A 12,476-nucleotide genomic window follows, 5' to 3' on the forward strand; every position below is an offset into this window, starting at 1 on the left:
TACCATTCGCCGACACCCTTTTTAATAAGCTGTACAACCAACATAAATTTACATCAGTTAATAGAATTATTAAGCCTGATTAATTTTTGTGTTTATGGAACGGAAAAACTTTTTAAGAACCTTTGCCTTAGCGGCAGCCGCCGGGCCAATGATTCTGGATGGTTGTAAAAAGGAGGCATCAACCAAAAGCAGTACAAGCACAACTACCACAACCACCGGAACAACTACTACAATCGCCGGAAGCTGCGTGGTAACACCAACCGAAGAAGAAGGCCCGTATCCATACGTAGGCGGCGAAATAACCAACCCCCTTAACCGCAGCAATGTAATTGACAGCCAACAAGGCGTACCGCTTGCTGTGAGCTTTGTAGTGGTTAATACCAATGATAACTGCAACGTGGTTGAAAACGTACGGGTTGATATATGGCACTGCAATAATAATGGCTACTATTCTGGCTATGCCAGTCAACCGGGCATTTTAGGCACAAAAAGCTATACCGGCGAAACCTGGCTAAGAGGCTACCAGGTTACCGACTCATCAGGTGTGGTAAAGTTCAGCACTGTTTACCCGGGGTGGTACAGTGGCCGCGCAACCCATATCCATATTGAAGTATTTATAAACAGTGTTTTGAAAAAAACCGGGCAGATCGCTTTTTCAGAAACCATATCTGATGCGGTGAATGTTTCAACCCTTTACGTAGCGCATGGGATAAACCCGACAAGAAATGCCAGTGACAGCGTTTTTGGCAATTCAACTACAGACCTGGCTAACGAAACCATATCATTGGTTGGCAGTATTGCGGCAGGGTATTCGGGAACTTATACCATTGGTCTGGTATTATAACTCACCTAAAGAAAACACATTATGCATAAAGCAAAAATAAAGCTGGTTTTTAAACAGGTGATAGATGCAAGCGCCGACAGCGGTTTTGAAAAGGCCATTTTAAACGCATCGTACCAGGAGTTTCTGCTGAAATCACAGGCTTATAATCTTAACTGTGCGTTTAAAACCTTTAGTGATATTAAGGCAAATGATGGCCGGTCTAATTCGCTGCATTATAAACTGGGTTTTTCGGTAGGTCATTTCATATCCCGCTTAAATAATAATATACCACTGTTAAAAGATAACCTTGGCAATAAAATCAGCTTTGAAACCATGAGGTTTGAGCTGATAGAATCGCACATGGAAGATATTGCCCAGCACAAGGTAGCATTGAACTACGAAACCGGATTTTTTACCCTGGTTGAAGTAATGGGCGAATATATGCTGCTAACAAAATCTGACCTGAATGAGTACACGCTAGCCGAAACATTTATCCTGCGGATGCAGCCAGATCTTTCAATAATCAGCTACCACGAAGTAGCACAGCCACAATTAGTTTAAAATTTAATGTATTGCCCAGGCCATACAGCACGATCCCCTTTTCATAAATAAATGTTTAATTAAAGCGCCGGCATAGTAATGTGCGGGCGCTTGGTTAGTAAAGTAAATAACCCTGATGCTAAGCCTTTACCCCGGCAAAATATTTCTGATTGGTGCCATTACCGCGCTGTCAATTACACTCACTATCCAAACAGGCCATGCACAAAGCTTAGGTGATCCTGTTGTGCATATTACTTTTGGCTCAGGGACTACTACCCATGCCGGGGCCCTGCCCGTGGATTCAGGAACAACGAGCTATAGTTATACCTCGGCAGATTTCCCTAACGATGGCTCCTATACCATTGAAACCACTACCAACACACCAAATACCTGGTGGACTACTACTGACCATACAGGCAATACCGGTGGCTACATGATGGTGGTAAACGCAAGCCTTTCAAAAACAGATTATTTTTACAAACGCGAGGTTGATAATTTATGCGGCGGCACTACTTACCAGTTTTCGGCGTGGATAGGCAACCTGCTCCGTTATAATGACATCAGCCCGCCTAATATTACCTTCTCTATCGAAACTACAGATGGCACGGTGATACAGAGTTACACAACCGGCTCAATAGCCCGGCAAACCAGCGGCTTTAAATGGATCCAGTTTCCGTTCAATTTTACTTTGCCTGCAACGGTGTCAAACATCATCATAAAAATGACCAATAACAGCAGTGGCGGTGCCCCGGCTAATGACCTGGCTTTGGATGATATTACCTTCAGCCCTTACGGGCCATCATTAGTGGCTACTTTTAGCTCCATATCGGGCTCCACATCCGAAGTGGAATGTGCCGGGCAAAACAAAGCTTATACCTTAAATGTGGCCAAACCTACAGGTTACACTAACCCGGCCTATCAATGGCAGTTAAATACGGGCAGCGGCTGGGCAGATATTACCGGAGCTACCGCATTAACTTACACAGCAAACCCAACTACAGCCGGCACTTACCAATACCGTTTGGTTACTGCCGAAGCTGCTAATATCAGTTCGGCAAGCTGCCGGATAGCCTCGAATATATTAACGCTTACCGTGAGCACAGCCCCGTCATCAACAGTAACGGCTAATACTCCGCTCTGCATGGGCAACACTTTAAATCTTGCAGCATCAAGCGGCACAACCTATAGCTGGACCGGGCCAAACGGCTTTACATCAACTGTTCAAAGCCCATCAATTACCAATATAAAGGCAGCTGCGGCCGGAGATTATACTGTGACGGTTACCACGGATAATTGCTCGGCAACGGCATCTGTGACAGTAAATGTATACGCACAGCCCGTAGCAAATGCAGGCAAGGATGTTACCATTTGCGAGGACGATAATACTACCCTAAGCGCATCCGGCGGAACAAGCTACAGGTGGTTACCCACAACCGGCTTATCTGACGCAACCATTGCTAACCCTGTTGCCAGCCCTACTGATACTACCGCTTATATAGTTACCGTTAGCAACAGCAATGCCTGTACCGCCACTGATACCGTAATGGTAAATGTGCTTAAAAAGCCTACCGCTAAAGCCGGGGCCAATAAAGAAATTACCCAAGGGCAAAGCATAACCCTTAATGGTAAAGCCAGCGGTACGGGTATAACTTATTACTGGACACCCAATACCAATTTAAGCAGCGATACGGTTTTAAACCCAGTTGCCAGTCCATTGGAGGATATTACCTATACACTGCACGTAGTATCGGGCGTGGGCTGCGGTACCGAAGCAACAGATGATGTATTTGTGCGGGTTTACAAAGCTATAAGTATCCCCAACACCTTTACCCCAAACAGCGATGGCATAAACGACACCTGGGATGTTAAGGCACTGGATACTTACCCCACCTCATTAACACAGGTGTTTGATCGTTATGGCAGTTTGGTATTTAAAAGTACAGGCTATACCACCGCGTGGGATGGGCGGTATAATAACAAAGAAGTACCTACCGGCACCTATTATTACCTGATAGATCTTAAAAACGGCAAGAAATTTTCGGGATGGTTATTGGTTGTCCGTTGAGTTACCGGGTGCTGGCGGGCCGTAAACTTTAGTAAAAGCCATTTCGGGATCAACAGGAGGTGGATCATTAACCACGAATGGCGCCACCGGGCTGATTATACCTGCTACGTTTTTTAAATAATTATCCATCAGCACCATATCAACCTTATCATTTACAAAGCCTATATACATATCTGGCCTTACAATTAATGATTTTCCCTGATCCTTACCCACCTCAAAGGCATCAAACACATGCTGGTTTTTTGCTGATTTTGGCAGATAAAAGAAATTAAGCACAACCGGGTAGTTTTGGGTGATCCATTTGGCAAGTGAAAACAGATCAAGCTCTGATAGTTTGCCTAATACAATGAGTGTAAAACCTGGCTTGCTGCACCATTCGTGCAGGTCGGTTTCTGCTTGTTTCTTTTCGTCAAAAACCTTCAGGTAAGGGAGCCTGTCGCCTGCCTTTATTTTTGTTGCTGAGCTGATATGCAGGTTAATTGCACTATCGCGATAGTTGATATTGATCTGCGAAACCCGTTTAAAAAACTCCTCTCTCCAGGTTTTTTTACTCCATATAAATTTAAGCAGAGCAGGCATTACCCATTTTTTGAATAAGGCGGTATACCATCTGTCTGACATGATGATGCTGAAAACCTTATCTGTAGTGCTCAACAGATCCTTAGCAACCGGCATCCGCTCGGCGGCATAGCTATCCAATATTTTTTCGCTAAGCTGCCCGTTGGCTACGCCGGCTAATTTCCAGGCAAGATTATAGGCATCCTGCAGCCCGGTATTCATCCCCTGCCCACCAACCGGCGAATGGATATGCGCGGCATCACCCACTAAAAAGCAGCGCTGCTGCCTGAAACTATCTGCCATGCGGTGGTGCAGCCTGTAATTAGTGAACCAATAAGTTTGTACTATTTTTATGGATAGGCCGCTTGTTTTTTCAAGCCCGGGTAAAATATCTTCAACCTTAAGGTCATCTTTATTACTCAGCTCATCAGGCAGGTTGCCTAATGCGCGATAGCGGTTTGCCTCGGGCATTGGGAAAAACGCGGCAAAGCCTTTTTTGGCTAAATATAAATGTACCTGGTCATCATTCAACTCGGCATTTGCCAGCTCAATATCAGCCAGGTAAAAATTATGTCCGTACGTTTCGCCTTTAAAGGGAATCTGCAATTGCTTACGAACGGTGCTGTGCGCACCATCGGCACCCACAAGCCAGTTGCAGTTAAGCGTTGATAGATGAGTGCCTTTTTGCAATTGCACCGTAACCTGCCCCGCCGTTTGCGTTAGTGACACTAAATTGGTTTCCCAATATACAGGGCAGCAGTTAAAGGTTAAAAAATCAAGCAGCAAGCGCTCATTCTTACTTTGCTGGTATAGCAGGATATACGGGAATGGCGTTTGCCCCTCGCCTACGCTGGCTAATGATAAGGCAGCTATCTCCTGCTGATCCTCGTTAAAAATAACACCGCCTGCCTGTTTACCGTTTTCAATAACCTTATCTATCACCCCCATCTGGCGATAGATCTCCAGCGAACGGGCCTGCACTGCCAATGCTTTTGAATGGCTGGTTGGCCCCTGCCTGCTATCAATAATTATTGGCTGAAAGCCATACCGTAATAACTGGGCAGCTAACATTAACCCGGATGGGCCTGCACCAACTATCAGTACTTTGGTATGCGTTTCAGTAATTACCATTTACTACGGATGAAAAAGTAAAAATATGGTTGGCCGTTTATGCAGTTCGGGTACTTTCTTTTGCCATTCGGCTATGCTTTTGGTTTGCACAAACTCGGTAGCAGCTGTTAGGTCTGTTGCTATGCAAAGCCTTGTTTTTGAATTGGCTGTTTTTAGTATCTCTTCCAGCATTGGGTTATTGCGGAAAGGCGTTTCAATAAATATCTGTGTCTGGTCGTTCTTTTCTGCCAGGCCTTCCAGTTCTTTGATCTTTTTGCTGCGCAATATTTTATCTATGGGCAGGTAGCCATAAAAGGTAAAGCTTTGCCCGCTAAAGCCGGATGCCATAAGCGCCAGTAAAATAGAACTTGGCCCAACCAAGGGCACTACCTTTATACCCATACGATGGGCTTTCTCCACAATCTCGGCACCCGGGTCGGCAATGCCCGGGCAACCTGCTTCGCTCATCAGGCCAACATCATTACCGGCTTGCAGTCCTTTAAAAAACTCGGCAGTGCCGTCGCTGCGGTTATGTTTACCATAATCATGCATCAGCAATTCGCTTTGCGGGGTTTTAAGCCCGGCCTCTTTTAAAAACCTGCGGGCGGTTTTTTCATTCTCAACAATATATTCCTTAATGCTGTTAATGGTATCAACCAAATAAGGGGTGAATGACTTTGCCGCGGCTTCGTCGGCAAGGGGTACGGGTATCAAATAAAGGGTTCCTAAAGGCATATTGCAAAATTGCGGTTTTTTGTTTAATTTAAGCTATCGAAAGGAGCTTGAAAAATGAAGGAATTAGGGATTAACTGGTTTATTGAGGGTTCAATTGATTTTGAATATAAAAAATACGTTCTGCTCGACTATCTGCAGGAGATAAACCGCCATTTTGACAAGAGCAAGCTCTACCCCAATCTTGCCGACCTGATCTTCCATTTCAACAATCTTTTATATTTTAAAAAAAATAAAAGTATGATGCAGCAGGCGTTTCCGCAGCGCCTTACTAAGGCCGATGTGGAAGCCGTAAAGCTCACCTACCAAAAAATAGTAGATGATGACCCGTCGATGCAGCAAATTGAGCAGATAATTAGCTATGCCCTGCAAAAAATGGACCCGGCAATACAAACTGGTAAAGAGATTTATGATTTTGTGGAAAGCCGCCTAAATATTGACCCGGTTGGTATAGTGCCCCTAATGCCGTATCAGGGCTATTTTTCCCTGCGTAACGGCAAGGATCGAACTAATTGGATTTACGAGTACCAGATCACTATTTTTGAGAACAAGGACGACAGATACCGGGGCATCAACATTAATTTTATAGAAACTTACGAGCAAAGCATTACAAAAACGCCCGAATCTGTAAAGTTAGAACTGATCCGCAGGAATAAATACATGCCAAACCCGGCCGTTTATTATGTACATAGCGATATTAACTTCCCATTAGAACAAACACTGTTGCCGGTGGCTAAAAGAAGCCTGGTTAAATATATTTCGAGCGCAGCCTGATAACCTGTTTATATTAAAGCTTATTAACTATTTTCTTCCCAAATCATGCAAAGGTGCAAAATGGTTTCAACCGCTTTTTGCATATCCTGTACCGATACCCATTCCTGCTTGCTGTGAAAAGCATGCTCGCCAGCAAAAATATTGGGGCAAGGTAATCCCATAAATGAAAGGCGCGAGCCATCAGTACCACCGCGTATACTACAAAGCTTTGCGTTTAAGCCCGCCCGTTTCATGGCCTCCATAGCATAAGCAACAATTTGCGGTTGTTTATCCAGTACGCTTTTCATATTACGGTATTGCGGCTTAACCGCTAACTGGTAGGATGAGTTTTGGAAATTGATCATTACCTGATCAGCTATTTTACGGATAGCGTCAGCATGATCGGATAACTTTTCATCTACAAAATCACGGATAATAAACTCAATACTGGCGGTTTCTACATGACCTTCAATAGCTACTGGGTGCACAAAGCCTTGCATACCGGCAGTACCCTCGGGCGATAGCTCATCAGGTAATGCGGCTACTATTTGCCCGGCTATTTTGATAGCGCTTTCCATTTTTCCTTTGGCAAAACCCGGGTGCGAGCTTACACCACTAATGGTAAGTTTAGCGCCATCGGCACTAAAGGTTTCATTTTCCATATTGCCAGCGCTTTCGCCATCCATGGTGTACCCTACATAAGCGCCCAATTTTTTAATATCAACTTTATCTACTCCCCGGCCAATTTCTTCATCGGGGGTAAACAATATCCGGATAGTGCCATGTTTTATTTCGGGATGATTGATCAGCTGGTAACAGGCATCCATAATTTCGGCAACGCCTGCTTTATTATCTGCACCCAGCAAAGTGGTGCCACTGGCGGTAATTAAATCATTACCCAATTGGTTTTTTAAATCGGCATGCTCACTCAATTTAATAATTTGCGAACTATCATCAGGCAAAATAAGATCGGCACCGTTGTAATTTTTATGCACTAAAGGTTTAACGCCTGTTCCGCTGCAATCAGGCGCGGTATCCATGTGCGAGCAAAAACAAATAACCGGTACATCATTTTTACCGGTGTTTGCAGGTATAGTTGCATAGATATAGCCATACTCATCAAGCTCAGCATCAGTAATCCCAATGGCCTGTAATTCACTTATCAACACTTTGCCAAGATCTTTTTGCTTCTCTGTTGATGGAAAAGACAACGATAATGGGTCTGATTGCGTATCAATGGTAACATAGCGCAAAAAGCGTTCGGTAACGGTATGGTGGAGTGTGGAATTAATTGTCATGTATAATATCAGTAAATTTTCTATTTTTGGAAGAGCTGGTAAACGCTGCCCCTAAAATTGTAATTATTGATCAACTTTTAGCATTGAGAAAGTATATTTTATTTTTTGCTGTACTATTTGCAGCAATCGGTGCAAAAGCACAAGCCGGATACAACTATTATGAAATGGGAGTTGGTACAGATGTCAGCTACGTTCGCGGCTTTACAAACATACCACGACAGGATAATCACTTGGCTGTAGCTTTAAATTTTATTTATAACTACAATCCCTACTTACCTATAGAAGCCGAAATTCAAAAAGGAACTTTATCGGGCGGTGACACAACCGTTGCTGTAGACAGGTATGGCCGCAAGTTTAAAAATAATTATTTAGCATTTGCTTTACATGCCGATGTACAGTTAGGTGCCGCTATTGATTATGAAGGCAGCTGGTTTTTAAGTGCCGTAAAAAACTTTTATGTAGGTACAGGTGTAGGCTTTATATCAAACAGCAATAAGGTTCAGCGCACCAACCTAATACTTGCAAATGGGCCACTCACCTATGTTTTTCCGGGGAAAGATAACAGTATAAACTTAATGATCCCCATTAGGGTTGGTTACGAGTTCAGGATATTTGACTATTATAATGAACCAAGCTTCGCCATTGACATTGGTTATATCCATAACATTGTATTTGGCGAAGGACTTGACGGTTACAACGACCCTACCAACAAATTCAAAAACAATGCGGTTGATCAATACAGGCAGTTTGTAGTTGGCTTTAAATACTATTTCGGTAACACGGTTTCGTACAACAAACTGGTTAGAGATTTCAGATAATTAAATTGAACTTAGAAGAACTACGCGATTATTGCCTCAAAAAGCCCGGCGCTACCGAGGGTTTACCCTTTGGCGAGGATACGCTTGTTTTTAAAGTTGGCGGTAAAATATTTTTATTAACCGGCATTGAAACAGGAGACAGGTTCAATGTAAAGTGTGACCCTGAACTGGCCATTGAGCTACGCGAACAATTTACCGAGGTGCAGCCCGGTTTCCACATGAATAAAAAAATGTGGAACACCGTTTTTATGAATGGCTCGCTTTCCTATAAACAGCTGTTTGACATGGTTGACCACTCCTATAATCTGATAGTGGCCAGCCTTCCAAAAAAACTTCGCGACGAGATAACACAGGGTAACTAATAAGATACATTTTTATTTACCCGGCATAATTATATTTGTCAAAACCCTATTAGCATGAAACTACTTTTATCAGCATGGTTAACCTGTTTTGTTTTTTTTACCGCGCAGGCACAGCTAACGCCTTTTGAACTAAATAAGGATAAAAACTATACCGCCAACTATAGCGAAATTATAGCCTACTACCAAAAGCTGAGCAAAACAGAACCGCAGATGAAGCTATTCAACTACGGTATTACGGATGCTGGTAAACCGCTTACGCTTATTGTACTGTCGCGCGATAAAGTTTTTGATCCGGCGATGATCAAAAAGCAGAACAAAAGGGTATTGCTGATCAACAATGGCATTCACCCCGGCGAGCCGGAGGGTATTGATGCTAGCATGATGTTTGTGCGCGATCTGCTTAAAAAAAATGCGCTGCCTAAAAACATAGTGATATGTTTGGTGGCCGTTTATAATATTGATGGCTGCCTTAACCGAGGCCTAAGCCGGGTGAGCCAGAACGGGCCGCGTGCCTATGGCTTTAGGGGTAATTACCGTAACCTTGACCTTAACCGTGATTTTATTAAGGCCGACAGCAAAAACGCGCTGGCTTTTGAGCAGATAGTGAACACCTGGAAACCCGAAGTATTTTTGGATAACCATACAAGCGATGGCGCCGACTACCAGTACGTAATGACGCTGATTGAAACGCAAAAAGACAAACAGAACCCTATCCTTGCCGATTATACTTCCAAAACCTTAACGCCCGAGCTTTATAAAAGAATGAAGAAAAGTGGGTACGAAATGATCCCTTATGGTGCAGGCGAAAGGGGCTTACCGGACTCGGGTATTGTGAGCTTTTTAGAAACACCGCGTTTTGCAACCGGTTATACCGCGCAGCGCAACATCATCAGCTATATTACTGAAACGCACATGCTGAAATCATTTGATAAAAGGGTTTACGCCACTTATGATTTTATGCAGCACCTGGTCGATATTTATGAGCGCGATGCCCGGCTGATAGGCAAGCTAAAGCATAAAGCCGATGAAGAAGTGATCAACCAAAAAACTTTTGCACTAAACTGGGATGTGGCTTATGATAAGGTTGATACCATCACCTTTAAAGGCTACGCCGCCATGTACAAAACCAGCGAGGTGAGCGGCTTAAAACGTTTGTATTACGACCGCGAAAAGCCTTATACCAAGGTTATAAAATACCTGAACACGTATAAGCCTACCGAAAGTATTGATAAACCCATTGCTTATGTAATACCACAGGCATGGGGTAAAATTATTGAGTTGTTTAAACTTAACAGTGTTGTAATGCACCGCCTAACTCATGATACCACGCTCAATTTGCAAATGTATTATTTAGGCGATTTTCAAACTCCGCAAAAACCGTTTGAGGGCCATTACTTGCACAGCAACGTAAAGCTTAACCCGGTTGATATGAAGGTTAAATTTTACGAAGGCGATTATGTGGTATACACCAACCAGGCCCTTAACCGTTATATTGTTGAAACACTGGAACCACAGGGCGTTGATTCGTTTTTTGCATGGAACTTTTTTGATTCGGTATTGGGCGAAAAGGAATATTTTTCGAACTATGTGTTTGAAGATATTGCCGCCGACCTGTTAAAGAAAACACCGGAACTAAGGAAGAAGCTGGAAGATGAGAAACTGAAAGACCATAAACTGGCTAACAGCGCCAATGCGCAATTAAACTTTGTTTACCGCAATTCTATCTATTTCGAAAAAACATATCTTCGCTACCCTGTTGGCAGAATATTAACCGATACTAAATTAGATCTGAAATGATGGAATTTCTGATGGTAGCACCTGTTGCGTCTGCCATATTTTTATTAACTGTACTTACCTCTGTTTGGGCGTTTTATAACGATAACGCTTACAGCAATATGATACTGCACCCGTATAGCGTTTCGCGGGGGCAGCGCGTTTATACGGTTATTACAAGCGGCCTGATCCATAACGACTGGATGCACTTGTTTTTTAACATGCTATCCTATTACTTTTTCGCATTCAGGTTAGAAACCTATTTAGGGCACTGGCAATTTGGCTTGCTGTACTTAGTGAGCTTAATACTGAGCGACCTGCCAACAGTTTATAAACATAAAAACGACGACTGGTATCATAGCCTTGGTGCATCGGGGGCGGTGAGTGCGGTAATATTCAGCTTTATTTTATTTAACCCGATTGATAAAATGTACATTATGCCTATCCCGTTTGGAATACCGGCGGTATTGTTTGGCGTACTGTACCTGGTTTATTGTAACTATGCGTCAAAATACTCGCGCGATAATATTAACCACGATGCGCACCTGTTTGGTGCACTGAGCGGGTTGCTGATCACCATTGCATTAAATCCACACATTGTAAACCTGTTTATTTTACAGGTTACCGGGGGAGTTCAATCGTTGATTCACTGATCAGGCTGCCGTCATCATTAAATAAAAAGCTCATCGGTTTTTCAGGGTTCTTGATGATCTCGAGCAATAGGAAGCCCCAGTTTTTCCAAAAGCTTTCCAGTACCTGGCCAAAGGTTTTGTTCATCCAATCATCAAATAAAGGCTTGCTGCTCAAACCACGCAGTGGCATGGCTTCTATGTATATATCATCCCCAACAGGTAAAATATTATATTCGGGCAGGCGGTTAAACAGGTAGGCTGAGTAAAATACCCTGCCGCTAAATTCCTCGAACTGAATAGGGTGTAAAAGCTCGTTCTCTATTTTTTGGAATATCTCCTGGTGGTATCTTTTGTTTGAGCCATTATCCTGCAAACAAATAATCAATCCAAAATCCCTGATGCGCAGCGAAAATGTTAAGGTATTGATCTCATCGCGGTAGCCAAACTCCTCCTGGTTATTATCTACCTTAAATAAAAAAACGCTGTAAGGTTTAAAATCTTCAAAGTTTACCGACAAATTAAGGCTCTGCAACATCAGGTGCAGGTTGCTGAACTTATGGATAATGGAATTGGAGATATTAAATTCCTCGCCTTGCGAATGCTGGAGCTTTATCCCGCTTTGGATCTCATTAAAAATAATACCGTACAGCAGTTTACCTGCCCATTGAAATAATTTTAAATCGTCAAGCTCTTTTATGGCATCGTAGCCTTTTTCAAAAGCGGCGGCTATTTCCAGCTCAAGGGGCTCCAGATATTTCTCGTTAACAACTGCACTGCAAGGGATTTTAAGATCCTTGTAGGTAGCCATGCTTTCGTCAAGCAATTTAAAGGGCTTGTCTTCCAAAGCGTAACGGCTCATAAGCCATTGTGGGAAAACCTGGATCTTTTCTTCTTCGGTAGTGAGGGCCTGGCCGGTTAAAAAGCAATTGCGGTTACTGAAATTGAAGGCTTCGAAAGGAGAATAAATTTGTTCCGGCATGGCGCAAAGATAAGCATCATTTTCTGCGAGAAA

At 43.2% G+C, this 12,476-nt stretch carries 12 protein-coding genes; 8 read left to right on the forward strand and 4 right to left on the reverse strand.

Features of this window, described 5'->3' with window-relative positions; all coding sequences use genetic code 11:
- Nucleotides 1–94: 94 nt before the first annotated feature.
- The 3 genes from ACQY4U_RS01065 (at nucleotide 95) to ACQY4U_RS01075 (ending at nucleotide 3,428) form a co-directional block, all read left to right on the forward strand.
- Nucleotides 95–844, forward strand: coding sequence for a hypothetical protein (locus ACQY4U_RS01065; RefSeq protein WP_428327505.1), 750 nt, complete (start codon nucleotides 95–97; stop codon nucleotides 842–844).
- Between the two features lie 21 nt (nucleotides 845–865).
- The gene (locus tag ACQY4U_RS01070; RefSeq protein ID WP_428327506.1) at nucleotides 866–1,384 is read left to right on the forward strand and encodes a hypothetical protein; all 519 of its coding nucleotides are present in this window, start codon (nucleotides 866–868) and stop codon (nucleotides 1,382–1,384) included.
- 115 nt (nucleotides 1,385–1,499) lie between these two features.
- The gene (locus ACQY4U_RS01075) at nucleotides 1,500–3,428 is read left to right on the forward strand and encodes a gliding motility-associated C-terminal domain-containing protein (RefSeq protein WP_428327507.1); all 1,929 of its coding nucleotides are present in this window, start codon (nucleotides 1,500–1,502) and stop codon (nucleotides 3,426–3,428) included.
- On the opposite strand, the gene ACQY4U_RS01080 is transcribed toward ACQY4U_RS01075, so the two are convergent.
- Together ACQY4U_RS01080 and ACQY4U_RS01085 are read right to left on the reverse strand one after the other, a co-directional pair.
- Nucleotides 3,411–5,117 carry an FAD-dependent monooxygenase gene (locus ACQY4U_RS01080; protein ID WP_428327508.1) on the reverse strand — a complete coding sequence of 569 codons (1,707 nt, stop codon included), beginning with the start codon at nucleotides 5,115–5,117 and terminating at the stop codon, nucleotides 3,411–3,413. The two genes, ACQY4U_RS01075 and ACQY4U_RS01080, sit on opposite strands and share 18 nt — an antisense overlap.
- Nucleotides 5,118–5,120: 3 nt before the next feature.
- Nucleotides 5,121–5,831 carry an SAM-dependent methyltransferase gene (locus ACQY4U_RS01085; protein WP_428327509.1) on the reverse strand — a complete coding sequence of 237 codons (711 nt, stop codon included), beginning with the start codon at nucleotides 5,829–5,831 and terminating at the stop codon, nucleotides 5,121–5,123.
- Nucleotides 5,832–5,885: 54 nt separating this feature from the next.
- Between ACQY4U_RS01085 and ACQY4U_RS01090 the strand changes: the two genes are divergently transcribed.
- Nucleotides 5,886–6,602 (forward strand): hypothetical protein, encoded by a 717-nt coding sequence (locus ACQY4U_RS01090; RefSeq protein ID WP_428327510.1) that lies wholly within the window; start codon nucleotides 5,886–5,888, stop codon nucleotides 6,600–6,602.
- Between the two features lie 23 nt (nucleotides 6,603–6,625).
- Here ACQY4U_RS01090 and pepT read toward each other — a convergent pair whose 3' ends face one another.
- The gene (gene pepT / locus ACQY4U_RS01095; RefSeq protein ID WP_428327511.1) at nucleotides 6,626–7,879 is read right to left on the reverse strand and encodes a peptidase T; all 1,254 of its coding nucleotides are present in this window, start codon (nucleotides 7,877–7,879) and stop codon (nucleotides 6,626–6,628) included.
- A 26-nt stretch (nucleotides 7,880–7,905) separates the two neighbouring features.
- Here pepT and ACQY4U_RS01100 point away from each other — a divergent pair, with 26 nt between their 5' ends.
- The 4 genes from ACQY4U_RS01100 to ACQY4U_RS01115 are packed head-to-tail and all read left to right on the forward strand — an operon-like array spanning nucleotide 7,906 to nucleotide 11,485.
- Complete coding sequence (locus tag ACQY4U_RS01100; protein WP_428327512.1) at nucleotides 7,906–8,697, forward strand: hypothetical protein; 792 nt, start codon at nucleotides 7,906–7,908, stop codon at nucleotides 8,695–8,697.
- A 5-nt stretch (nucleotides 8,698–8,702) separates the two neighbouring features.
- Nucleotides 8,703–9,059, forward strand: coding sequence for an MmcQ/YjbR family DNA-binding protein (locus tag ACQY4U_RS01105; protein ID WP_428327513.1), 357 nt, complete (start codon nucleotides 8,703–8,705; stop codon nucleotides 9,057–9,059).
- Between the two features lie 54 nt (nucleotides 9,060–9,113).
- Nucleotides 9,114–10,856, forward strand: a complete 1,743-nt coding sequence (locus ACQY4U_RS01110) for a M14 family zinc carboxypeptidase (RefSeq protein WP_428327514.1) — start codon at nucleotides 9,114–9,116, stop codon at nucleotides 10,854–10,856.
- Nucleotides 10,856–11,485, forward strand: coding sequence for a rhomboid family intramembrane serine protease (locus ACQY4U_RS01115; protein ID WP_428329712.1), 630 nt, complete (start codon nucleotides 10,856–10,858; stop codon nucleotides 11,483–11,485). The genes ACQY4U_RS01110 and ACQY4U_RS01115 overlap by 1 nt, the downstream gene beginning before the upstream one ends.
- On the opposite strand, the gene ACQY4U_RS01120 is transcribed toward ACQY4U_RS01115, so the two are convergent.
- Entirely contained in the window at nucleotides 11,454–12,443 is a 990-nt protein-coding gene (locus ACQY4U_RS01120; protein ID WP_428327515.1) for a hypothetical protein, read from the reverse strand. The two genes, ACQY4U_RS01115 and ACQY4U_RS01120, sit on opposite strands and share 32 nt — an antisense overlap.
- Nucleotides 12,444–12,476 lie beyond the last annotated feature (33 nt).

Origin of the sequence: Mucilaginibacter sp. (assembly GCF_965277465.1) — a bacterium.
Lineage (GTDB): Bacteria > Bacteroidota > Bacteroidia > Sphingobacteriales > Sphingobacteriaceae > Mucilaginibacter.